This window comes from Bradyrhizobium sp. SZCCHNR1053, assembly GCF_032381235.1.
Classification (GTDB): Bacteria; Pseudomonadota; Alphaproteobacteria; order Rhizobiales; family Xanthobacteraceae; genus Bradyrhizobium.
The window spans coordinates 232,791-255,831 of record NZ_JAUHJM010000007.1 but is presented as its reverse complement, the minus strand read 5'-3'; the positions used below and the strand labels follow the sequence as shown (position 1 = coordinate 255,831).

Here is a 23,041-nt window from a genome sequence, read left to right as displayed (position 1 = left end):
GGAAACTCGCACAGGATCGGCATCCTGCCCGAGGCAAGCTGACTCCCCGCTGACACGACCCGACGGGATGCCGTCAGTCTCGTTGCAGCATGATCGCTTCAGGACGGAGCGAGCCGGGGGCGGTGAGTTCGGAGACGAGCATGCGTAAGACGATGACATTGGCAGCCGTGCTGGCGGGGCTGGGCGGCATCTTGGCCATGTCACAAGCCAGCCGGGAGACGGCGCCCACGCTGGTGCCGGTAGCCCGTGCCGTGGACGGCGGTCTTGAAGCTGATCTTGGAGCCGGTCTTGGAGCTGGTCTTGGGGCCTACCCGCATCTTGCGGCGCTGCATGCGCGGGCCGAAAGCCCGCCGCTGAGCTACGAGCCGGCCCGCCGCGAGCGCGAAGGCGACGACGACGATCAGGACGAGCCGCGGCGGTGAGGCGAACCGGCCCCTGGCGAAGCACCGACCGGAGCTAGGCCGGCAGTCCCGCTTCGTACCAGCGACGCGTCGCCCTGACGATGCGCACGACCGAGAGCATCACGGGGACTTCGACGAGAACCCCGACGACGGTCGCGAGCGCGGCCCCCGAGTCGAGCCCGAACAGGCTGATCGCGGCGGCAACCGCCAGCTCGAAGAAATTGCTGGCGCCGATCAAGGCGGCCGGAGCCGCGACGCACCAGGCCACGCCGAGCCGGCGGCTCAGCCAATAGGCGATCCCCGCGTTCAGATAGACCTGGATCAGGATCGGCACGGCAAGGATCGCGATGACGACCGGCTGCTTCAGGATCTGCTCGCCCTGGAAGCCGAACAGCAGCACGAGCGTACCGAGCAGCGCCGCGAGGGAGACCGGTTGCAGCACCCGCAAGGTGCGCTCCAATGCCCCGCCCTTCGTCCGCAACAAAGAGCGACGCCAGAGTTGCGAGATGATGACGGGCACAACGATGTAGAGCAGCACCGACAGCAGCAGGGTGGCCCATGGCACCGAGATCGAGGCGACGCCGAGCAGCAAGCCCACCAGCGGCGCGAACAGGAACACCATGATGACGTCGTTGAGCGCGACCTGGCTCAGCGTGTAGTGCGGCTCGCCCTCGCACAGATTCGACCAGACGAACACCATCGCCGTGCACGGCGCCGCGGCCAGCAGGATCAGACCCGCCACGTAGGACGACAACTGGCTTGCGGGGAGCATCGGCGCGAACACATGGCCGATGAAGACGCTGCCGAGCAGAGCCATCGAAAACGGCTTGATGGCCCAGTTCACGACCAGGGTGACGCCGATGCCGCGCCAATGCTCCTTCACGTTGCCGAGTGCGGCGAAATCGATCTTCAGCAGCATCGGAATGATCATCAGCCAGATCAGGGCCGCGACCGGCAGATTGACCCGTGCCACCTCCGCCGACGCGACAGCCGCGAACAGCCCCGGCATGAGATGGCCGAGACCGATGCCTGCGACGATGCAGAGCAGGACCCAGACCGTCAGATAGCGCTCGAAGATCGTCATCAGATCAGGCCACGTCGGAGCGGAACGACGTTGCCCCCTCGCCCGTCCCGATCTCGCGCAGCCGCGTGCCGAGCGACATCGAATCGATGCGACCGAGCGGCAGATTGATGAAGGCGTCGATCCTGTTCTTCAGATAGCGGAAGGCGGTCGTGAACGCCGCGAGCTTCTCCAGCTCCGTGCCTTCGGCCACCGCCGGATCCTCGATGCCCCAATGCGCGGTCATCGGTTGCCCCGGCCAGATCGGACACGCCTCGCCGGCGGCGTTGTCGCAGACGGTGAAGACGAAATCCATCGCCGGCGCGCCGGCGACGGCGAACTCGCTCCAGCTCTTCGAGCGCAGATCGTCGGTCGGATAGTCCATGCGCACGAGCGTCTCGAGCGCCAACGGATGCACCGCGCCTTTCGGCGTGCTGCCGGCCGAGAAGGCGCGGAAGCGGCCGGCGCCGTCCTTGCGCAGGATCGACTCCGCCAGCACCGAGCGCGCCGAATTTCCGGTGCAGAGGAACAGCACATTGTAGACGCAGTCAGACACGATTCTTCTCCTTGCGCTTGGGCGGACAGCAGGGGGTAAGGCTTGCGACGACGGGCGCGCAGACCTCCGGTCGGCCGCCGCAACAGTCCTGCAGCAGAAACAGCGCGACCTTCTGAAATTGCGCGAGGTCGATGCGGTAGACGATCGATCGGCTGTGCCTGATCGAGCTGACGAGGCCGGCGCGCGCCAACACGGACAGATGCGCCGACAGCGTGTTCTGCGGCACCTCCAGCAGACGTGCGAGCTCGCCGGCCGGCAGACCGTCGGGCTCGTGCTGCACCAGGGTGCGAAAGGCCTGCAGGCGCGTCGGTTGCGCCAGCGCCGCCAAGGCCAGAACGGCTTGTTCGTTTTCCATATATCCAGAATTATCGATATATAGAGTCGGCGTCAAGGCCGACGAGCTCGAATGGTCGTTGTCGACGAACGGAGACGACGCGCCCGAAGGCTCATCGCAAGCGCAGGCGGGTGCCGTCGACGATGAGCTCGCCGTCCCGTTCCATGCGCGCCAGGGCGCGATAGAGCGCCTCATGGGTGACGCCGAGCTCGGCGGCCCAGTCCTTCTTCGACCGGCCGAGCTCGACCTCGCCGCCCTCCCCTTCGGTCTCGATGAAGTGGACGATCCGCTCGCGCGCCGTCTTCAGGCTGAGCCGCTCCGACTGTGCCCGGACCGTGCGCAACTCGCGGGCGAGATGGTCGTACCATCGGTCCCTGATCTCGGGACGGCGCAGCACCTCGGCGAAGGCCTTGCGGTCGATCGCGAGCAGCGCTGAATCCTGCGCCGCGACGGCGTCGCAATGATACGACGCCTGATCGAGGCTGGCCTCGGCGAGAAAGCCCCGCCGCGCACGCTGCAGGATGATGTCGTCGCCGGCGCGCGAGCGGCGCAGCAATCGCACCTCGCCGGTCAGCACGAAGAACATCGCCCGCGGTCGATCGCCCCGACAGAACACCGTGCCCTGGCGCGGCACCTGGACGCGCCGGGTCTGCAACCGCGCGGCCGCCGGCAGAGCGGCAAGCAATGGCGACAGCCGTGCAAGGGCGCGCCAGTCGAGCGGCGGGCGCGTGCCCTCGGGCGGGAGATGGATGATCCTCGGCATATGATCAGGATCATATGTGCCGCCGGCTGCGCGGTCTAGGGAAGACGTCACCGCGTTCGCTCAAATGGAGGTCCTCATGCGCCTGCGTCTTGCCGCCATTGTGCTGGCCTTCGTTGCGTCCGCCGGCATCGCCACGGCGCAGCACCACGGCCATCACGACCACGGCAGCCACGGGGCGCTTCCGCCAGACCCGCGCGAGCGGGTGGCGTTTCCGCCCGATCTCGCCGAGCACACCCTCGCCAACATGCGCGACCATTTGCTGGCGCTGCAGCAGATCAACGACGCGCTGGCGGCGGGCGAGCCGGACAAGGCCGGCCAGATCGCTGAGCAACGCCTGGGGATGAGCTCGCTGCGGCTGCACGGTGCCGCTGAGGTCGCCGGGTTCATGCCGCAGGGCATGCAGGAGGCCGGAACGACGATGCACAAGGCGGCGAGCCGGTTCGCCATCGAAGCGCAGAACGCGGGCGTGACCGGAGACCTCAAGCCGGCGCTGAAGGCGCTCGGCGAGACGATGGCCGCCTGCGTCGGCTGCCATGCCGGCTACCGGCTGAGATAGCGCGCCGGACAACCGACCGCGCGCGGCGCGCGCTCATATATATTTCCAATATTCTAGAAATATCGTTTGACTCCGGCGGGCCGCATCCTTCACGCCATGAAGCTCGATGACGCCGCTGCCCGCCTGGAAGCCCTTGGCAACACCACGCGCCTGAAGATCTACCGCGCGCTGGTGCGCGCCGGGCATGCCGGGATGCCGGTCGGCCGGCTGCAGGAGCGGCTGAAGGTCCCGGCGTCCACGCTGTCGCACCACGTCAAGACGCTGGTCGCGGTCGGGCTGATCTCGCAGATGCGCGAGGGCACGACGCTGGTCTGCCATGCCGAATACGACGTGATGCGGTCCCTGCTCGGCTTTCTGGTTTCCGAATGCTGCGTCGAGGAGCGCGACTGCGGCACCGCGAGGCCGGCCGCTTGATGATCTCGCCTTTTAATTCGATACTTCTAGAAATATAGGAGGAGTAAATGACGGACGCCAAGACGGTCGCGATCATCGGCGCCGGCCACTCGGCGATCGGCACCTTGATCGACCTGGCCGCATTGGCCGAGGACGCGCCGGGCACGCAGGCGATCTGGCTGTTGCGCAGCGACGATCCGGCGAAGGCGTTCGGCGGCGGCAGCGCCGCTGAAGCTGCCGGAGACCGGCGTCTGCACCCGCGGCGGACTGGAGAGCATTGCAGCCCTGTCCGGCTGCTGTGGCGGACCGGCGCCGTCCGGCGTAGACAGTTGCTGTGCCGATGATGCCAAGGCCAAGGAGGCTGGCCGCAGCGGCTGCGGCTGTTCGTGACGTAGAGCCAAGCAGAGGTCTAACGGAATGCAGGCACGACGGCTGGGCGTGGTCATCGCTCTCGGCACCGCCCAGACGCTGGCCTGGGGATCGAGCTACTATCTTCCCGCGATCCTCGCCGACCCGATCGCCAGGGATCTCGGCCTGTCCAACAACTGGTTCTTCGGCGCGTTCTCGGCCTCGCTGATCATCTCCGGCCTGTTGGGTCCGCGCATCGGCCGCCAGATCGACCGCGTCGGCGGCCGTCAGGTGCTGTGCGCCTCCAACATCGTGCTGGCGATCGGGCTGGCGCTGCTCGGCCTGTCGCATTCGCTGTGGGTGATGGCGCTGGCGTGGCTGTGGCTCGGCGTCGGCATGGGGCTCGGCCTCTATGACGCCGCGTTCGGCGCGCTCGGGCGCATCTATGGCAAGGATGCACGCGGCGCGATCACCGGCATCACCCTGATCGCGGGCTTCGCCTCCACCGTCGGCTGGCCGCTGAGCACGCTGGGGCTCGCGACGATCGGCTGGCGCGAGACCTGTTTCGCCTGGGCGATCGCGCACCTCGTGATCGGCCTGCCGCTCAATTTGTCGCTGCCGCGTGCAACGCAGATGGCACCCGGCGAGGTGCCGACGGGCAAGCCCAACATCCCGCTCGACCGCCCGATGGTGCTGATCGCGTTCGCGATGGCGGCGGCCTGGACGGTGACCGCGGCGATGGCGGTGCATCTGCCGCGGCTGATGCAGGCGTTCGGCGCGACGCCGGCGCAGGCGCTGTTCGCAGGCATGATGATCGGGCCGGCGCAGGTCGCCGCGCGGGTGTTCGAGGCCGGCTTCCTCAGCCGCTTCCATCCGCTCGCCTCGGCGCGGCTCGCCTGCATCACCCATCCGATCGCCGCCGTGACGATCGGTCTGTTCGGCGGCGGCGCCGCGGCGGCCTTCGCGCTGCTGCACGGCTCCGGCAACGGCATCCTGACGATCGCTCGCGGCACCCTGCCGCTCGCGATCTTCGGCCCCGTCAACTACGCCTACCGGCTCGGCCTGATCGGGGCGCCGTCACGGATCTGCCAGGCCTTCGCGCCGCTGCTGTTCGGCCTGCTGATCGACGGGCTCGGCCGCGGCGTGCTGATCGTGTCGGCGAGCCTCAGCCTGTCGGCGCTCGCCGCCTTGATGCTGCTCCCGGCCGGGCGCGCCGAGGCGGCGGTGCCACGCAGCACGACCGACAAGGCGGCCTGAGCCGGTAGCACTTCCTTAACCAGCTTGCTGCGCGCACAGCCCACCTTGCCGCTGCGGACGGGCATCCTGGGGCGCATATACGGAAAGTTGAAGGTTGGATTGAAGGATACCCGTGGTCATACGGGGGTGTTCACCACACGATGGCATTGCAGCGCAAACACATGCTTCGTGTCGGGGCGGTGGCCGCCTGCGTCGGGATCTTCCTGGCCGGCGCCGATTTCGCCGTGACCGCGCTGATCGGCAACCAGACCGCGCGGCAGCTCAGCGAGCTCAGCAAGGTGGCGCTGCGCCGTTCCGAGACCGCGATCGACTCGGCCGGATCGATCCTGAACCGTCTCATCGCGAAAGGACCGATGGATTGCAGCGCCGTCGCGTTACAGGCGCTGCGCCTTCACGTCTATCAAGGCACCATCATCAAGGACATCCGCACCGTCGATCGCGACGGTGCGGTCGAGTGCGCCGCCTATTCCGAAACGCTCGAATTCGACAATGGCTGGGCGCGGCGCGACGAGATGTTCAAGTCCGCCGACGGCGAGCTGCGGCTGTTCCGCGTCGAGCAGTTCACCGGCGCCGCGTTCGGCGTGATGCGCGACATCGACGCGCAACGGTCGCTGGCGGCGATCCTGCGCATCGACGGCAACCTGCTGGACGTGATGCCGGTCGGCCTGCGCGCCGAGAGCAATGTCACCCTGACCCTGCCCGATGGCGAGCAGGTGGCCGGCTATCAACCCGATACATTAGCCAAGACGCCGGCGCAGACCGTCGCCTTCACCACCGTGTCTGACCGCTATCCGCTGCAGGCCACGATCCATGTGCGACCGCAGAGCCTGAGCGCGCGCCGCGACCTCGCTTATCTCCTGACGATGCTCGCCGCCGGCACGCTGGGCGGCATGTTCGGCCTGCTGCTGGCGAGCTATCTCAGCCGTCCGGTGGACCCGGTCGCCGAGCTCGATCGCGCGCTCGCGGCCAACGAGTTCAAGCCCTATGTGCAGCCGACCTTCCGACTGAAGACCGGCGACATCGTCGGCTGCGAGATCCTGGCGCGCTGGGAGAAGCCGGACGGCCGGCTGATCCCGCCGATGAGCTTCATCCCGCTCGCCGAGAGCACCGGCCGCATCGAGAAGCTGACCTGGCAGCTTCTCAAGACCGCCTTGCGCGAGCTGCAGCCGGAGATGAAGCAGGACAAACTGTTCAAGCTGTCCGTCAACATCACCCCGCGCCATCTGCTCGGCGACCGCTTCATCGACGATCTGCGTAACACGGTCGCGTCGTCATCGGTCTCCCCCCGCCAGGTCGTGCTCGAGGTCACCGAGCGCGAGGAGCTCGCCGATCTCGCCAAGGCGACTGATGTCGTGAAGGAGCTCAGCGAGCTCGGCTTCCGCGTCGCGCTCGACGACGTCGGCATCGGCCATAGCGGCCTGTCCTATATCCAGCGGCTGGGCGCGCGTATCCTGAAGATCGACAAGTTCTTCGTCGACGCGATCACCCGCGACCAGTCCGCCATCGTGGTGGTGCAGATGCTGGTGGCGCTGGCGCGCGAGCTCGACATGTCCGTGGTCGCCGAGGGCATCGAGCATCAGGAGCAGGTCGACGCGCTGATCGCCTGCGGCGTCGAGGAGGGCCAGGGCTATCTGGTCGCGCCGCCGCTGTCGCTCGGCCGTTTCAAGCAGTTTCTCGACGTGCGCCGGGCCTCGGCCTTTCCCGGCCAGGCCGGCGAGCCGGAACTGGCCGCGTGACGGGGAGCCCGCGCGCGTCGGGCACACGCCTCACTGCCTGGTCATCTGTCCGCGGATCTCGCCGCCCGGGTTCGCCTGAGTGTGGACGTTGGCGTACCATTTGCCGGCCAGCAGATCGGCCGCCTGCGCATCGGTGATCACGGCGGAGCCCGTGATCGGCGGCTCCGGGCTCTTGAACGGCAGCACGATGCCGGCGTTCTTGCCGGGCTCGCTGGGCCCGTGGAAATGCGCGCCGATCGGCGGGCCGCTGAGGCCGGAGAAGGTAACCTTCCAGCTCAGCGTCTTGGTTGCGGTATCGAAGCTCGCTTCGGCCGCGCCCGACGCGGCGGACGCGTTCGGCGGCACCTCGTTGGCGGCCTTGAGTTCAGACTTCAGAACGACGGTTTCAGCATGAGCGAGTGGCGCGGCCGCGACGCAGGCGACGGCGAGCAACGCCAAATGAACGAATGTCCGTCCCATGGTTTTCCTCCTAAATCGTTTTGTGCAGTCTCGGTGTTCGAGACCCCAGGGGCAAGCCGATATTCCGTGGAACGCGTTAACAGCCCAGGCATGGGCAGCGGCCCAGGCCGCGTTGATTGAACAATCCCGACCCCTGTGCCAAACAGGACGGGAACACAAAGGCCTCGAAAGAAAGCCATGGCGGATCGAATGGTTGCTTCCAAGACGGCGCGCGGCAAGGTGGGGCGGCCTCCGCTCGAACGTGCCGGCGAGGTCGAGGAGCGCATTCTCGACGCGGCAAAGACGGTGTTCCTCGCAAACGGCTTCGAAGGCGCGAGCGTCGACGAGATCGCGCAGACCGCGCGCGCCGGCAAGCCGACCATCTACGCGCGATTTCCCAGCAAGGCCGCGCTGTTCGCGGCCGTCATCGGCCGCCAGGCCGCGCGCAACACGCAGTATGAGAACCTGGCGCCGCAGGGCCGCACCTTCCGCGCCCGGCTGATCAGCCTCGGGCTCACCTTGATCGAGCGCGCCTTCGTCGAGGACACGATCGGCCTGATGCGCACCGCGATTGCGGAGAGTCCGCGCTTTCCCGAGCTGACGCTCGAGATCCAGGACACGGCGCGCAAGCGCGCCACCTGCAATGTGAGCCACGCGATCGGCGAGCTGGCGCGCGCCGAAGGTCTCGCCGGCAAGGGCGCCTTCTCGGCCGACCGCATCGAGGACAGCGCACGGATCTTCCTCGATCTCGTCGTGTTCGCCGTGCTGATCCGCAGTCTGCTCGGCGAGGACATGCGCGCCCTGAAGAAGGAAGCCCAGGCGCATGTCGAGAAGCGCGTCGACTTCTTCCTCGCCGCGACAACGTGATCCTAAATCTTTTTGTCCTTGCGCAGCTCCGGAAAGATCGTCTCGTCCTGCAGGATCACGTCCGCGGTGCGCTGATAGTGCGCCGTGAGCAGCGCAACCGCGCGTTCGGTGTCGGCGTCGAGCACGGCGCTCACGATGTCGGCGTGCTCGTCGCCGACGGGGCGTGACGGAAACGCCTTGCGGATCGACAGCCGGCGGTAGCGATAGAGCTGGTCGGCAAGCTGGCCGCAGAACGCGATCAGCGACTGCGAGCCGCAGTTCGAGATCAGGACCCGATGATAGATCCGGTGCAGCCTCTCCCACTCCGGATTGTCCTCGAACGTCGTCGCGCTGAGCGAGCGCGGCGCGCGGCTGAGCCGATGCTGCGCCAGCACCAGTTGCTCCTCCCAATCAGGCGTCGCCGCCGCCATCGACTCGCGCAGCGCCAGCGCCTCGACCCAGCAGCGCGTCTTGGTCAGCTCGGCGAGCTCGGCGCGGCTGATGTCCTTGACGTAGAAGCCGCGCTGCTCGCGCACCTCGACCAGTCCGTCGGCAGTCAGGCGGTTGAGCGCCTCGCGCAGCGGCGTCTGCCCGGTCTCATAGGTCTCGGTCAAGAACCGCATCTGCAGCTTGCGCGACGGCGCCAGCCGGCCGGACAGCAGGTCCTCGCGCAGCCGGTCATACACATGACTCGCCTGGGTCGACGGGCCCTGCCCCTCGGCCTCCAAAACCGCATCCACGTCCGATCTCCTCTGAATCAGACGACATATATAGAGCCGGGCCACAGAACATAAAATTTATAAATTCTGATTGATTTCGATTTTTTCTGTAATAAAAGGGACGAGCCGGTTTCGCCGGCCAGGGACAGAAACGTCGCGCGTCCTCACCCGGGCATCGCGCAGGAGGACACGCTCATGACCCGGTTTCCGGTCGCGGCTCTCCGCAGCGTCGATCTGGGCACGCCAGATCTCGCGCGTTCGGAAGCGTTCTATCGACAGACCTGGGGGCTGGAGCGCGTCGCTGAGGCCCACGGCATCGTCTACCTCCGTGCAACCGGCAGCGACCATCACGTCGTGGCGCTGCACCGGAGCGAGCGCACCGAGCTGCAGGCGGTGACATTCCGCCTCGCCGATTCCAGTGAATTCGATGCCGTCGGCCGCAACGCCATCCATGAAGGCGCGACGCTGATCGCAGCGCCAGCGCCGAACCTCGGCCCCGACGGCGGCGTGATCATGAGCCTGCGCGGCCCCGAAGGCGGCGTGCTGCGCTTCGTGCATGGCGACATCAGGCACGACGCCAAGCCGCCGCGGCCCGAGCTCCCGGAGCGGCTCGCCCACGTCAACCTCAACAGCACCGATGTCGATCGTTCGGCGGCATTCTACCAGAAGGCGCTCGGCTTCCGCCTGACCGACCGCTCCGCGGCGATGGCCTTCGTTCGCTGCAATTCGGACCACCATGCCGTCGTGATCGCTGCGGCGAAGGTCAACGGGCTCAACCACGTCGCCTTCCTGATGCCGACCTGGGAGGGCGTGATGCGCGGCGCGGGCCGCATGATCGATGCCGGTCATCCGATCGCCTGGGGTGTCGGACGCCACGGCCCCGGCGACAATGTCTTCGCCTACTTCATCGATCCTGTCGGCACCGTGATCGAATACACCGCCGAGGTGCTGCAGGTCGACGACGACTACGTCGTGCGCGGGCCGGAGCATTGGGTCTGGCCGCCCGGCCGCACCGATCAATGGGGCATCGCTCCGCCCAAGGCCGAGCACGTCAAGTCCGCGCAGCTCGCGGTCGGCTACGCCGCCTGACTCATTCTCCAACTCCGAGTTTCCATGTCCGCCACGTCAGATCACAAGCATTTCGAGGCCGTCATCATCGGCTTCGGTCCGACCGGCGCCATCGCCGCGAGCCTGCTCGGCACGCAGGGCATCAAAACGCTCGCGATCGACCGCGCTATCGACATCTATGACAAGCCGCGCGCGATCGCGCTCGATCACGAGATCATGCGGCTGTTCGACAATCTCGGCATCGCCGAACAAGTCAGCCGCTACGTCGCGCCGTTCCCCGCGTCCGAGCATTTCGGCGCGCAAGGGCAGTTGATCCGCCGCATCGACATGGTCGGCGAGCCCTATCCCCTCGGCTACACGCCGAGCATGGTGTTCACGCAGCCGCCGGTCGAACAGGTGATGCGCGATCGTGTTCACCGCTGTCCTTCCGTCACGGTCGAGCTTGGCACGACCTTCGTCGCAATCCGGCAGGATGCAACGGCGGCGACCATCACGCTGCACCGGGCGGACGGCACGATGCGCGAGGTCACCGCGGACTATGTCATCGCCTGCGACGGTGCCTCGAGCACCGTGCGCCAGCAGCTCGGCATCAGCTTCGACGATCTCGACTTCGACGAGCCGTGGCTGGTGGTCGATCTTCTCGTGAATGACGGCGGCGTCAGCAAGCTCCCGGCCACCGCAGCCCAATTCTGCAATCCCGCGCGTCCGACCACCTACATCATCGGTCCCGGCGACCATCGTCGCTTCGAGATCATGCTGCGAGCGGGGGAAGACCGCCAGGCGATGGAGCAGCCGGAGCAGGTCTGGCAGCTGCTTTCCCCCTGGCTCTCTCCGGATGATGGCGAGCTGTGGCGCGCGGCGAGCTACCGCTTCCATGCGCTGGTCGCGCGCCGCTGGCGCCAGGGTCGTGTCCTGCTCGCCGGCGACGCCGCGCATCAGCAGCCGCCCTTCATCGGCCAGGGCATGTGCCAGGGCCTGCGCGATGCCGCCAATCTGTGCTGGAAGCTCGCGCGCGTGTTGCGCGGACAATCGACCGCGGCCCTGCTCGACAGCTACGAGATCGAGCGCAGCACGCATGTGCGCGAGCTGACCACGCGCATCAAGGCGATCGGCCGCGTCATCTGCGAGCAGGATCCGGAGGCCGCAGCGGCACGCGATGCGCGTATCCTTGCCGAAGGCGGCGGCGTGCCGCGCACCATCACCCGGCAGGAGATCGTGCCGCCGCTGACGCAGGGATTGCTCGCGACCAAGGCAAACGCGGCCAATGGCACGCTGTTTCCGCAGCCCTGGATCGTCGGTGATGGCGGGCGTGCCCTGCTCGATACCGTCGCCGGCACCGGATGGCGGCTCGTCCTCGACGGGCGGGGTGCGCTGAACTCGAGCTCGATCGACGCTGCCACCCGCGACGCCGGGATCAGTGTGATCGCCATCGGCGGTCACGGCTTGCACGAGGAGAGCGCCGTCGTCGCACGCTGGTTCGAACGCCACGGCTGCAGCGCCGCGCTGGTGCGACCCGACCATTATGTCTACGGCGTCGCGACGGACGCGCCGGAGCTCGCCGCGCTGCTGAGCGAGTTGAACGAACGACTGCACTAATCAAAACAAGAGACTATCAAAACGGGGAAACGCCATGACGACATCATCCGACACCGCCAGACCCAGTGTGGGAGGACGCGCGATCGCCGTCCTCGTCATGCTGTTCCTGTTCCAGACGCTGAACTTCTTCGACAAGCTGGTGTTCGGCCTCTCGGCCGTGCCGATGATGAAGGAGCTGGGTCTGAGCCCGAAGGAGTTCGGCCTGATCGGCAGCAGCTTCTTCCTGCTGTTCTCGCTGTCGGGCATGGCGGTCGGCATGTTCGTCGTCGGCCGCTTCCCGGTGAAATGGCTGCTCCTGATCATGGCCGGCGTCTGGTCGGCGACGCAGATCCCGATCTTCTTCTCCGGCTCGATCGCGGTGCTGGTGATCTGCCGCATCATCCTCGGCGCCGGCGAAGGGCCGGGACTGCCGACCGCGCTGCACGCCTGCCACAACTGGTTTCCCGCCGACCGGCGCAGCGTGCCGAGCGCCGTGGTGCTGCAGGGCATCAGCGTCGGTCTCTTGGCCGGCGGTCCGATCCTGACCTATGTCATCGTGAGCTATGGCTGGCGCACCGGCTTCCTGTTCTGCGGCCTGCTCGGGCTGGCCTGGATGCTCGGCTGGTTCTTGGTCGGCGGCGAAGGACCCTACTCCGCCCTTGCGCCGGAGGCTTCGGCGGCGAAGGACAAGGCGTTGCCGGCGCGCGTGCTGTGGGCCGATCCGACCGTGATCGGCGTCATCATCATGTCGACCGCGTCGTACTGGATCGTCGGCATGTCCGCGACCTGGCTGCCGCCTTATCTGCAGCTCGGGCTCGGCTACAAGCAGGTCGATGTCGGCTGGATCATCTCAGGGATCTACCTGTTCCAGTCGCCGCTGCTGCTCGGCGGCTCCTGGCTGACGCAAGTTCTGCAGCGCAAGGGCTTCAGCCTGCGCGCCTGCCTCGGCCACGCCTCCGGCCTCGCGCTGCTCGCCGCCGGCTGTGCGCTGCTGCTCAGCATCGTCACGACGGGCCCGCTGCAGCTCGCCTGCATCGCGATCGCCTTCGCCGCACCGAGCCTCACCACGATCTTCGGCCCCGTCGCGCTCGGCGCCGTGGCGCCGGCGATCCAGCGCGGCCGGCTCATCGTCGTGATCTACTCCGGCAACGCGGCATCCGCGCTGGTGTCGAATGCGCTCACCGGCTGGATCGTCGGCGAGGCCGGCAGCAACGCGCCACTCGGTTACGCCCACGCCATGACATTCACCGCCGGCGTGCTGATCGTCGGCGCCATCTCGGCCTTCGCGCTGATCTTCCCGGAGCGCACCATCGCGCGCTTCGCGAAATCGGCGCAAGAACCGGCTTCTCCCTCCGCCGTAGCGGCGGTTTCGACCTGAGGACATCGGATGAGATTTGCAAGCTTCACCATCGACAATGCGTCAACCTGGGGACTGGTCGAGGGCACTGAGATCGCCGATCTCGGTGCTATCCTGCGCGACCGCTTCCCCGACCTGAAATCGGCGATCGCAGCGGACGCGCTGAAGGAGGCGGCCGCAGCGGCCTCGGGCGCGAGGCGGTATCCGCTCTCCGCCATCAGCTTCCTGCCGGTGATCCCGAACCCGGACAAGATCCTCTGCATCGGCCTGAACTACGAGACGCACCGCAAGGAGACCGGCCGCTCCGAGGTCGAGAACCCCACGGTGTTCGGCCGCTTCGCCAACAGCCAGACCGGGCATCTCACCGACATCATCCGCCCGCGCGTCTCGACCGATCTCGATTTCGAGGGCGAGCTCGCCATCGTCATCGGCAAGCCCGGCCGCTACATCCCGCGCGGCGAGGCTTGGCAGCACATCGCCGGCTATGCCTGCTACAATGAGGGCAGCGTCCGCGACTTCCAGCGCCACACCCACCAGTTCACGCCGGGGAAGAATTTTCCCGCGACCGGCGCGTTCGGCCCGTGGCTGGTCACGCCGGACGAGATCGACGATCTCGGTCCGCTTCGGCTGCAGACGCGGTTGAACGGCGAGGTGGTGCAGGACGCGACGATCAGCCAGATGATCTTCGATATCCCGCGCCAGATCGAATATTGCTCGTCGTTCACCCGGCTCGAGCCCGGCGACGTGATCGCCACGGGCACCCCTGGCGGCGTCGGCTCCCGCCGCACGCCCCCGCTGTGGATGAAGCCCGGCGACGTCGTCGAGGTCGAGATCGACCGGATCGGTCTGCTGCGGAACGGGATCGCGGACGAGACGGTGTGAGCGCCCCTGATGTTCTTGACCGTCATTCCGGGGCAGCCCGCCAGGGCTGAACCCGGAATCTCGAGATTCCGGGTTCGATGCTTGCGCATCGCCCCGGAATGACAGCCGAACCACAGTGCCTACTCAATGCGCCATCGCCGGCCCGCCGCCGAGCTTGACGTTGCGGAGCGTCAGCGCCAGCGGAATGGCTGACAGCGAAATCAGCATCAAGGCCCAATAGACGTCGACATAAGCGAGCAGCGACGACTGCATCTGCACGGTCTGGCCGATCCAGGCGAGCGCCTGCTGCTGCGCCTGGACCAGCGAGCTGCCATGCGCGGTGAAGTAGTTGGTCACCTGGTGCAGCGTGTCCTGATAGGTCGGATAGGACGGAATCGCATTCTCCACCAGCCGGCTCTGGTGGAACTGCGCGCGGTGCGCCAGGATGTTGGCCGCCAAGGACACGCCGATCGAGCCGCCGGTATTGCGCGCGGCGTTGATCAGCGCCGAGGCCTGGTCGGTCTTCTCAGGCGGAATGCCGTTGTAGGACGCGGTCGTGATCGACAGGAAGATCAGCGGCAGGCCAATTCCGATCAGCATGCGGGATTCGGCGAAGAACCAGAAATCCACATTGGCGTAGACCCGGGTGAGGTCGTACATCGCGAACGCCACGACGGCCGCGCCCGTCATGATCATGTATTTCGGCTGCACCTTGCCCGAGAGGCGTCCGACGACGAACATCATCGCCATCGTCACGAGGCCGCCCGGCGACAGCACGAGGCCGGCCCAGGTGGCGGTGTAGCCGAAATCCTGCTGCACCATCTGCGGCAGCATCTGCGTGGTGCCGAGCAGGATCGCACCGGTCGCCAGCATCACCAGGAAGCTGGCGCCGAACTGGCGCGAGGCCAGCATGCGGACGTCCACGGTCGGATTCTTCCGGTTCATCTCCCACGGGATCATGGCGATGAAGGCCGCGACGCAGACCGCGGCGGTGACCATGATGAAGCGCGAGTCGAACCAGTCGTCCTCCAGGCCGCGATCGAGCATCAGTTCGAGCGCACCGAGAAACGTCGCCACCAGCACGAAGCCGACGAGGTCGAAGCCGTGCGCCTGCTTGCGACGCTCGGCTGTGACTGCGGCCGGCTCCTTCAGGATCAGTCCGATCAGGATCATTGCCGCGACACCGACAGGGCCGTTGATCAGGAAGCACCAGTGCCACGACGCGTTGTCGGAGAGATAGCCGCCGAGCGTCGGGCCGACCACCGGCGCCACGACGACGGCGACGCCGAACAGCGCGAAGGCCTGGCCGCGCTTTTCCGGCGGGAATGAGTCGGCCAGGATCGATTGCGCCACCGGCACCATGCCGCCGCCGCCGAGGCCCTGCATGATCCGGAACAGCAGCAGCACCTGCAGATTCCAGGCGAAGCCGCACAGCACCGAGCTCACGGTGAACAGGCCGAGGCAGAGCAGGAAGAAGGTCTTGCGGCCGAAACGCTTGGCGAGATAGCTCGACGCCGTCAGGATGATCGCGTTGGAGACGAGATAGGTCGTCACCACCCAGGAGGATTCGTCCTGGCTGACGCCCATGCCGCCGGCGATATAGGGCAGCGCGACGTTGGCGATGGTGGTGTCGAGCACCTCCATGAAGGTCGCGAGCGCAACCAGCACGGCGATGATCCAGGGACTGCCGGCGCGCGGCACGGAGAGAGCGGCGGCCTCGCTCATGGCATCAGCCTTCTCACAGCGCAGCCTTAAGCCGCTCATAGAGCGACGGCTTGGGATCGACGCGCACGGTCGGCACCACCGACATGCCCGGCCCGAGTGCGACGTCGGTCGGCGGATCGTCCATCTCGATCTTCACGGGCACACGCTGCACGATCTTGACATAGTTGCCGGTCGCATTCTGCGGCGGCAGCAACGAGAAGGCCGGGCCCGAGCCGGACTGCACGCTAGCGACATGGCCACGGATCTCGCGCTCAGGATAGGCATCGATTTCCAGAGTCACGGGCTCGCCGGGGCGCATCTGGTCGAGCTTGGTTTCCTTGAAATTGGCGCTGACCCAGACCTCATCGGGCACGAACATCGAAAGCGCCGTCCCTTGGGCCGCGAACTGACCATCGGCGGCGCTGAGATTGACGACGCGGCCGGACTGCGCCGCGGTCACGGTCGTGTAGGACAGATTGAGCTGGGCCTGGTCGCGCTGGGCCTGCGCCTGGGCAAGATTGGCGTCGGCGCTCTCGCGCTGCGCCTTCAGCGACTCCAACTGGCGTTGCGCGACCGAGAGGTTGGCCTGCGCCGAGGTCAGCGCCGCCTTCTGCTGCTGGAGCTGCGATGTGTATTGCTGCTCGCTCTGCACCGTGCCGGAGCCGGTGCGGGCGAGGTCCTGATAGCGCTTGGCCTGCTGCTCGGCGAAGGTCAGCCCGGCCTGGGCCTGCTCGACCTGGGCCTGGCCCGCGGTGATCTGCGCCTGCTGCACCTCGATCTGCGCATCGATGTTGCGGATCGCCGCCTGCGCCGACTTCACCTGCGCATCGGCCTGCGCCAGCGCGGTCTTGTAGTCGCGATCGTCGATGCGCGCGATCACGTCGCCGGCCTTGACGTGCTGGTTGTCGGTGACCGGGACGGCGGTGATGTAGCCGGAGACCTTCGGCGCAATGGAGAACTGGCGGGCCGCGATGAAGGCGTCGTCGGTGGTCTCATAGTGACCGGCCGCATCGTAGTAGACGTAGCCGCCGGCGCCGACGGCGAGCAGCAGCACGAGACCCAGCGCTGCCCCAAGCGGATGCCGCCGGATCAGGCTCCTCCGGGACCCCTCCTGGCGCTGCCCGTGCTCCGTCGGCGACGGGCCGGGCTCCGCAGCCGGCGCCTTGGCCTCGATCTGCTGCGGAGTCTCGCCGGAGGCATCCCCGCGCCATTGCCGCACGGCACGATCGCGCGCCGAGACCGCCGGACCGTCGTTGGCCGCCGATGGGACCTCAGCCGATGACAGAGCTTGCTGTGTCATCACGTCTCCTTGAATAGAACGGAACCGTTTCGTTTCTAGAATTGGGGGTTATGCAGATGGGATGCAATGGCGGACCGCGATGCGGACAGCTAAACTTTTCGTCATCGGAGGCCGCCGGCGCGCGATCCCCTGCACCTTCACCGCGGTCCGCCGTCAGCAGGACCAACTGCGTGACGCAGCCGGGGTTGCAGCCTCACGTCATCGCGTTGACTCGATGAACTCGGCTAAATACAACACACGCATAATAAGAAATTGTTAGGGTCGGCAACCAAGCACCACAGCAGGTGCCGACATGGTCATATTGCGAGGCGCGCATGCCCGTCCGTCAGGTACCAGGCTCAGACCTGCAATACGTGCTCATCGCCTTCGACGCGACGGGGCAGGAGCGGCGAGAGGCCGACGGTTCGCTCGCGAGCGAGATGGTGGTGAACCGCCTCCAGACGCTGGGCGGGGCGGTCACCGATATTCTTCTGCTGAGCCATGGCTGGATGGGCGATGTCCCTGCGGCGATCGAACAGTATGATCGCTGGCTTGCCGCCATGGCGGCGCTCGAAGCGGATCGGCTCGCCGCCGCGCGGCAGCGTCCCGGCTTTGCCCCCGTCATCATCGGACTGCACTGGCCGAGCCTGCCGTTCGGAGACGAGACGCTGCCATCGGGCGGCGGCGGGTTGCTGTCCGCCGACACGTCGGCGGCATCGCTCGAGGCGGAGGTGGAACGCTATGCGGCCCGCATTGCCGACACCCCGGCGGCACGCGCCGACATCCGCTCGATCCTCGAGCAGGCGCGCATTGCGCCGGCGGCGGCCACGTTGCCGGACGCGATGCGCGATGCCTATCTCAGGCTGTTCGCCGCGGCCGGCCTTGCGATGGGCGATGCGAGCGGACGCCCCGGCGCCGAGCAGGACCGGTTCGATCCGTCCGTGATCGTGAGCGAGGTGCGGAGCGCGCCGGCCGACGCAACCGCCGGGACGCTGGGCCTCGGCGATGATCTGCGCGACGCGCTGCTGGCGCCGCTCCGCATCCTGTCGTTCTGGAAGATGAAGGATCGCGCGCGTCAGTTCGGCGAGGCCGGCGCTCATGATGTCCTCGTCAGACTGCAGCAGGCGGCGCCCACGGCCCGGGTTCACCTGATGGGCCACAGCTTCGGCTGCATCGTCGTGTCGGCGGCCGTCGCCGGCACGCCCGACGGCCGCGCGCTGCCGCGACCGGTCGAGACGATGTTCCTGGTCCAGGGTGCGCTGTCGCTGTGGTGCTATGCCGAGAGCATTCCGCAGGCCGCGCCGGCGCAGGGCTACTTCCGGCGCACGTTGCTCAAGGGGCTCGTGCGCGGCGCCTTCGTGACCACCCGCTCGAGCTACGACCGGGCCAACGGATGGTTCTACCCGCTCGGAGCGCGGCTCAAGCAGCAATACCTGCTCGATACCGACTATCCGCTGTACGGCGCCATCGGCAGCTTCGGCGTCCGCGGCACGCATCCCCTGGGGATCGTCGACATGCCGATCCAGGATGTCGGTTTCAGCTACAATTTCGGCAGCGGCCGGGTCTACAACATCGAGGCGAGCCGCATCATCCGGAACGGCGGCGGCGCGGCCGGCGCTCACAGCGACATCGCCCACCCCGAAGTGGCGCACGCTTTCTGGGCTGCGATCCTGGCTGCACCCGCAGCCGTCAAGCCGCAACCCGGCCTGGGCGGCGGGCTGCTCGGCAGCGACATCCGCCACTTCGATCAGCAGCTCTGGCGGCAGCGGACGTTCGAGCGGACTTCGGAGCAGGTGCAGAAGCAGGATCAGCAGCAGGTCGAGCCGGCCCAGCGGCAGCAACGCGAGCAGCAGCAGCGGGAGCAGGGTCAGGGTCAGCATCAGCAGCAGCAACGGCAGCAGGAAGACCAGCAGCAGCAGGTTCAGCTGCAATATCCGCAATGGGTGCCGGCGCCGCCGGTCGCGCAGCCACCCCCGTTCGAGAACCGCAAAGCCTATCCGCCCGGCGAGCGGCGCTGGATCAACGCCGGCTTCGAGGATCTCGATGCGCCGTTGAAGCCGGGCCAGTGGTACACCTTTGCTTTCGACGTCGACATCCAGCAGAGCGGCGTCTCGTCGGTGCCGCTCGCCGACGAGCAACTGTTCCCGGAAGGGACGTCCGATGTCACCTTGACCATCCAGCTCGACAGCGACGATTTCGAGCTGTCGGACAAGAGCCGCCCGCTGCGGCTGCCGCGCACAGGCAAGTCGCGCAACAAGGCGCGGTTCGACCTGTCGCCGAAGAAATTCGGCCCGTCGGCGCTGCGGGCGACGGTCCACAAGGACGGCAATTTCGTCCAGCAGATGGACCTCGTCATCGATGTCGGCGCAGCGCCCTCGCCCCGCGTCGAGGGCGCGCATGGCCGGCCCTATTCCTCCGCCAGCGTGCTCAATCCCCGCGACGTCGGCCTGTCGATCATGCCGATCGCGGGCGGTTACGACTGTCTCGTCTGGAAGCCCGTCACGGTGCGCGCCCGGCTGCCGTTGCTGCCGGACTACCTCGCCAAGTCGATCGAGATCGCGCGTCAGGAGTTCATGAAGGTCGTGACCTATCAGAACGCGGCCGGCAGCTTCGTCTTCCAGAGCGGGATCGACATCGCCGATGCCGACCGCGACGCCGCGCTCAAGATCATGGCGCGCGCGGGAGCGGCGCTGTTCACGAAGCTGTTCTTCGGCCCCGCCGCCGCGCAGGATTCCAAGGACATCGGCGAATTCCTGCGCAAGCTGACCAGCGACCGCTCCAGGCGGCTGAAGCTGCAGATCGTGGCGGAGGCGACCACGGTGCCGTGGGGCCTGCTCTATGTCGGCGATGCTTCGGCCGGCGCCAAGCTCGACTGGGACAATTTCATCGGCATGCGCCACGTGATCGAGCAGATCCCGATGCAGAACACGCCGCGCATCTCCGACTGCCTGATCCCCAGCGACAAGCCCGAACTCAGCATCAGCGTCAACGTCAACGACAACATCGACCGGCAGATGGGCGCCGACCTCGTCGCCCAGCAGCAGCGCTTCTGGGTCGCGGAGAAGGCGGCACGCCGCAACGTCCACGTGGTCTCGCGCACGACCAGCAAGGAGCTGGTCAAGGCGCTGGCCGACGAGACCACCAACGACCAGATCCTCTACCTCTATTGTCACGCCCGGGCGACCGGCCTCGACGATCCCGGCGGTCCCGACGGCTCCAGCCTGGTGCTGACCGATGCCGGCATCACGCTGGGCGAGCTCAGCTTGGACGCCCCGACCAGCAAGCTGCTTCCCGGCAATCCCCTCGTCTTCATCAACGCCTGCGAGTCGGCCGAATTGTCGCCGGCGTTCTACGACGGCTTCGTGCCGTATTTCATGGCCAAGGGCGCGCGCGGCGTGGTTGGAACGGAATGCAAGACGCCGGCGATCTTCGCCACGGCCTGGGCGAAGCGCTTCTTCGAAAGCTTTCTCGACGGCGTACCGCTGGGTGAGACGTTCCTCAGCCTGCGCCGGGAATTTCTCCGCGAGCACGGCAACCCGCTCGGACTGCTCTACGCGGTCCATTGCGACGGCGACACCCAGGTCGCGCCATCACTGCCGCGGTTGCCGCCGACGACCCCCGCGCCGAACGTGCAGCCGGCGCTCGGCACCGGCACCTGACAGCGTCCTCAGCGCGCCGGCTCCGGCCCGGCGAGACGCACGACGAGAGCCAGCGCGGCAACGACCGGTGGCACGACGAAGCACCAGCTGCCCAGGCGCACGAACAGCAGCGCGGCGCCGCCGCAGCCGAGCGCAAAGGCGAGCACGTTGATGGCCATCTGCATGAGCCGCGCGGGCGGCGGCGCCTGGCCCTTGTCACCGACATAGATCCTGTCGGCGAGATCGATCATCACCTGCGTCGTGGTGCCGGTCATCAGGGTCGAGGGCGGCGCGGTCGGCAGATGGATCCGGTGCACGGCGTTCTGGATCGCCATCGCCGCGACCAGCACCATGCCGGTGATGATCGCCTCGCGGCTGTCGCCATCATGGAACGCGCCGAAATGCACCGCGAGCGCGGCGCCGAGGATCAGCAGCACGAGCTTGACCGCGACAAGGATCTCGAAGGCGCGCGCCCCCCGCCGCGACAGCAAGGTGCCGGTCAGGCGTGTCGCGATCACGACCACGCAGAACACCGGAAGCGCCAGCAGCTTGGCGACCGCGCCCGAGGTCCCGAGCGCCAGCGCCGCGCCGAGCGTCACGAAGTTGCCGGTGACGTGCGCCGTGAACAGGCCCTGCAGCGCCAGGAAGCCGGCCGTGTCGACATAGCCGGCATTGACGCTGAGCAGCAGCGGCACAACGTTGCGTGACACGAATTGCGACATGTGGTCCTACCTTCGTTGTTCAGAGCGCGTATTTCAGCTCGATGCCGATGTAATCGCTATCGTGGCCGCCGGCGCGGCGCAGCGCATCACCGATCTTGTAGTGCACGGCTTCCAGCGCGCCGGTGAGATTGGCGCTGAAGCGATAGTCGGCGCGCAGCTGCGCGTAGACGCCGGACCATGCGCTGCCCCGCCCGGCCGTGCCGACCACTGCGACATTGGGCTGGACGTAGATCGCGTCCGCCGTCGTCGCGCGCCATTGCAGGCCGATGGCCGCCATGAACGACAGATCGGTCGCGGGTTTCACCGTCAGCGACGGCTTGAGGTGGACCAGGTTGGTGTAGCCGGTGAAGCCCGCGAGCGTGAAGTAATAGCCGTTCGGGAACAGCGGATTGAAGGTCTCGATCCTGCTGTCGCCGGGATGGCGGTCGCCGGAGGCGCCGTCGAGCTGAAGGCCGATGCGCGGCTGCCAAGCCAAATCGGCGAAGGTGTAGCCGGCGCGCGCCCCGGCGCCCCAGGCGCGGATCTGCTTCGTCCCGACCGAGCCCGCCTGCCCCATCGCCTCGAGATCCCAGTCGAAGCCCGCCAGCTTGCCGGCGAAGCGGATGTCGAGCACGTGGCGCTGCTCGGCACCCGCTGCGTCGAGGAAGCGCGCATTGTCACGCTGATAGTAGGAATAATACGACGACAGCTCGTTGGTGCCGAGCACCTGGCGCTCGATTCGGAAGGTGTGGAACAGGAACGATCCGTTCGACGTATCGTCGAACGGGCGCACCAGATTGTATTGCACCGGCTGGCTGACGAACCCGATGAAGCGCCATGGGCCGCTTTCCCAGTCGGCCCACAGCGCGTCGAAGGACTGGCGCACGTTCGGCCCGTCGCGCGACGAGACGAAGCGCTGCAGGTCGAAGTCGAAATCCTGGCGCCCGACCCGGGCCTTGAAGGTGCCCTTCTCCGTCGCATTGACATAGGCGAGGAAGGCGAGCCGGAGGTCGAGCGGGTCCTGGTCGACGGACGTGATCTTGGCCTTGCCGAAGGCACGGTCGTCCTCCAGCTGGACGAACAGCTGCCAGTGCTCGTTGAGATGTGCGTCGGCATGGATCTGCAGCCGTTGCAGGACATGCTGATCGGGTTTCGTTCCACCGATGCCGAAGCTCGCGGCATCCAGGCTCTCGAACCGCTCGCGCAGGTTCATGCCGAACGAGACGTAGCTCTGCGGATGATCCTGCTGCAGCGGGATGTACTTGATCGGATCTGATGGCGCCGTGCGCAGCGCGGGATCGGCGAGCACCGACCAGTCCTCCTGCCAGCGGTTGGTACGGATCGCCGGACGTGAGGCGTTGTCCTCGGCGAGAGCTGACGTGGCCGCACATAGCGCGCCGAGCAGCGCGCTCGCGACCACCGTCTTTCTCAGGACCCGCGCCATCCGTCAC

Annotated in this window: 21 protein-coding genes and 1 pseudogene; 12 read left to right on the top strand and 10 right to left on the bottom strand. The window is 67.2% G+C overall.

The window, feature by feature from the left end:
* Positions 1–140: 140 nt before the first annotated feature.
* On the top strand, positions 141–422 hold the full coding sequence (locus tag QX051_RS18875) for a hypothetical protein (protein ID WP_315777164.1): 282 nt from the start codon (positions 141–143) through the stop codon (positions 420–422).
* A gap of 34 nt (positions 423–456) precedes the next feature.
* On the opposite strand, the gene arsB is transcribed toward QX051_RS18875, so the two are convergent.
* The 4 genes from arsB to QX051_RS18855 form a co-directional block, all read right to left on the bottom strand.
* The gene (gene arsB / locus QX051_RS18870) at positions 457–1,485 is read right to left on the bottom strand and encodes an ACR3 family arsenite efflux transporter (protein ID WP_315777163.1); all 1,029 of its coding nucleotides are present in this window, start codon (positions 1,483–1,485) and stop codon (positions 457–459) included.
* 4 nt (positions 1,486–1,489) lie between these two features.
* Entirely contained in the window at positions 1,490–2,017 is a 528-nt protein-coding gene (locus QX051_RS18865; RefSeq protein WP_315773333.1) for an arsenate reductase ArsC, read from the bottom strand.
* A complete protein-coding gene (locus QX051_RS18860; protein ID WP_315738847.1) occupies positions 2,010–2,372 on the bottom strand; it encodes a metalloregulator ArsR/SmtB family transcription factor in 363 nt (120 codons plus the stop codon). Before QX051_RS18860 ends, QX051_RS18865 begins: the two co-directional genes overlap by 8 nt.
* Positions 2,373–2,463: 91 nt before the next feature.
* A complete protein-coding gene (locus QX051_RS18855) occupies positions 2,464–3,114 on the bottom strand; it encodes a Crp/Fnr family transcriptional regulator (protein WP_315777162.1) in 651 nt (216 codons plus the stop codon).
* A gap of 76 nt (positions 3,115–3,190) precedes the next feature.
* On the opposite strand from QX051_RS18855, the gene QX051_RS18850 reads away from it, so the two are divergent.
* From QX051_RS18850 to QX051_RS18830, 5 genes and pseudogenes are all read left to right on the top strand, one after another.
* Positions 3,191–3,670 (top strand): hypothetical protein, encoded by a 480-nt coding sequence (locus QX051_RS18850; RefSeq protein WP_315777161.1) that lies wholly within the window; start codon positions 3,191–3,193, stop codon positions 3,668–3,670.
* Positions 3,671–3,766: 96 nt separating this feature from the next.
* Entirely contained in the window at positions 3,767–4,084 is a 318-nt protein-coding gene (locus tag QX051_RS18845) for a metalloregulator ArsR/SmtB family transcription factor (protein ID WP_315712726.1), read from the top strand.
* Between the two features lie 59 nt (positions 4,085–4,143).
* A pseudogene (locus tag QX051_RS18840) lies at positions 4,144–4,453 on the top strand (hypothetical protein); the annotation flags it as partial.
* 27 nt (positions 4,454–4,480) lie between these two features.
* Positions 4,481–5,668, top strand: a complete 1,188-nt coding sequence (locus tag QX051_RS18835) for an MFS transporter (protein WP_315777160.1) — start codon at positions 4,481–4,483, stop codon at positions 5,666–5,668.
* A gap of 161 nt (positions 5,669–5,829) precedes the next feature.
* The gene (locus QX051_RS18830; RefSeq protein WP_315777159.1) at positions 5,830–7,404 is read left to right on the top strand and encodes an EAL domain-containing protein; all 1,575 of its coding nucleotides are present in this window, start codon (positions 5,830–5,832) and stop codon (positions 7,402–7,404) included.
* 30 nt (positions 7,405–7,434) lie between these two features.
* Here QX051_RS18830 and QX051_RS18825 read toward each other — a convergent pair whose 3' ends face one another.
* On the bottom strand, positions 7,435–7,863 hold the full coding sequence (locus QX051_RS18825; RefSeq protein ID WP_315738854.1) for a CHRD domain-containing protein: 429 nt from the start codon (positions 7,861–7,863) through the stop codon (positions 7,435–7,437).
* Positions 7,864–8,052: 189 nt separating this feature from the next.
* Between QX051_RS18825 and QX051_RS18820 the strand changes: the two genes are divergently transcribed.
* Positions 8,053–8,709: a TetR/AcrR family transcriptional regulator gene (locus QX051_RS18820; RefSeq protein WP_315777158.1), complete on the top strand. Its 657-nt coding sequence runs from the start codon at positions 8,053–8,055 to the stop codon at positions 8,707–8,709.
* A 2-nt stretch (positions 8,710–8,711) separates the two neighbouring features.
* On the opposite strand, the gene QX051_RS18815 is transcribed toward QX051_RS18820, so the two are convergent.
* On the bottom strand, positions 8,712–9,428 hold the full coding sequence (locus tag QX051_RS18815; RefSeq protein ID WP_315777157.1) for a GntR family transcriptional regulator: 717 nt from the start codon (positions 9,426–9,428) through the stop codon (positions 8,712–8,714).
* Positions 9,429–9,602: 174 nt separating this feature from the next.
* Here QX051_RS18815 and QX051_RS18810 point away from each other — a divergent pair, with 174 nt between their 5' ends.
* From QX051_RS18810 to QX051_RS18795, 4 genes are read left to right on the top strand one after another with little or no spacing between them, the layout of a single operon-like run.
* Complete coding sequence (locus QX051_RS18810; protein WP_315777156.1) at positions 9,603–10,496, top strand: VOC family protein; 894 nt, start codon at positions 9,603–9,605, stop codon at positions 10,494–10,496.
* Positions 10,497–10,520: 24 nt separating this feature from the next.
* The gene (locus QX051_RS18805; protein ID WP_315777155.1) at positions 10,521–12,071 is read left to right on the top strand and encodes a bifunctional 3-(3-hydroxy-phenyl)propionate/3-hydroxycinnamic acid hydroxylase; all 1,551 of its coding nucleotides are present in this window, start codon (positions 10,521–10,523) and stop codon (positions 12,069–12,071) included.
* Between the two features lie 34 nt (positions 12,072–12,105).
* Positions 12,106–13,428, top strand: coding sequence for an MFS transporter (locus tag QX051_RS18800; RefSeq protein ID WP_315777154.1), 1,323 nt, complete (start codon positions 12,106–12,108; stop codon positions 13,426–13,428).
* A 9-nt stretch (positions 13,429–13,437) separates the two neighbouring features.
* Complete coding sequence (locus QX051_RS18795; protein WP_315777153.1) at positions 13,438–14,289, top strand: fumarylacetoacetate hydrolase family protein; 852 nt, start codon at positions 13,438–13,440, stop codon at positions 14,287–14,289.
* Between the two features lie 123 nt (positions 14,290–14,412).
* Here QX051_RS18795 and QX051_RS18790 read toward each other — a convergent pair whose 3' ends face one another.
* Both QX051_RS18790 and QX051_RS18785 read right to left on the bottom strand, forming a co-directional pair.
* Positions 14,413–15,993, bottom strand: a complete 1,581-nt coding sequence (locus tag QX051_RS18790; RefSeq protein WP_315777152.1) for a DHA2 family efflux MFS transporter permease subunit — start codon at positions 15,991–15,993, stop codon at positions 14,413–14,415.
* Between the two features lie 13 nt (positions 15,994–16,006).
* A complete protein-coding gene (locus QX051_RS18785; protein ID WP_315777151.1) occupies positions 16,007–17,272 on the bottom strand; it encodes an HlyD family secretion protein in 1,266 nt (421 codons plus the stop codon).
* Positions 17,273–17,586: 314 nt separating this feature from the next.
* Here QX051_RS18785 and QX051_RS18780 point away from each other — a divergent pair, with 314 nt between their 5' ends.
* Complete coding sequence (locus tag QX051_RS18780; RefSeq protein ID WP_315777150.1) at positions 17,587–20,910, top strand: CHAT domain-containing protein; 3,324 nt, start codon at positions 17,587–17,589, stop codon at positions 20,908–20,910.
* An 8-nt stretch (positions 20,911–20,918) separates the two neighbouring features.
* On the opposite strand, the gene QX051_RS18775 is transcribed toward QX051_RS18780, so the two are convergent.
* Positions 20,919–21,611, bottom strand: coding sequence for a YoaK family protein (locus QX051_RS18775; protein WP_315777149.1), 693 nt, complete (start codon positions 21,609–21,611; stop codon positions 20,919–20,921).
* A gap of 19 nt (positions 21,612–21,630) precedes the next feature.
* The gene (locus QX051_RS18770; RefSeq protein ID WP_315777148.1) at positions 21,631–23,034 is read right to left on the bottom strand and encodes an alginate export family protein; all 1,404 of its coding nucleotides are present in this window, start codon (positions 23,032–23,034) and stop codon (positions 21,631–21,633) included.
* Positions 23,035–23,041 lie beyond the last annotated feature (7 nt).